The sequence below is a fragment of the Alkalicoccobacillus porphyridii genome (genome assembly GCF_007293315.1).
Taxonomy (GTDB): Bacteria; Bacillota; Bacilli; order Bacillales; family Bacillaceae_D; genus Alkalicoccobacillus; species Alkalicoccobacillus porphyridii.
Genome location: NZ_VLXZ01000338.1, coordinates 1 through 251, shown reverse-complemented (window position 1 = coordinate 251; position 251 = coordinate 1). Strand labels below are relative to the sequence as shown.

Here is a 251-nt window from a genome sequence, read left to right as displayed (position 1 = left end):
AACGTACATATTAAATAGTAGGAGTGCATAGTGGCCCGTATAGCAGGCATTAACATTCCTGATCATAAGCATGCCGTAATCGCATTAACTTCGATTTATGGCGTCGGCAAGACCCGTTCTAAAGCCATCCTGGCTGCAGCGGGTATCGCTGAAGATGTTAAGATCAGTGAGCTGTCTGAAGGACAAATCGACACGCTGCGTGACGAAGTTGCCAAATTTGTCGTTGAAGGTGATCTGCGCCGTGAAATCAG

At 47.0% G+C, this 251-nt stretch carries 1 protein-coding gene; it reads left to right on the top strand.

Annotated elements, in window-relative coordinates; all coding sequences use genetic code 11:
* Positions 1–30: 30 nt before the first annotated feature.
* The coding region (gene rpsM / locus FN960_RS24505) for a 30S ribosomal protein S13 (RefSeq protein WP_143850850.1) at positions 31–251 on the top strand (221 nt) is incomplete at its 3' end.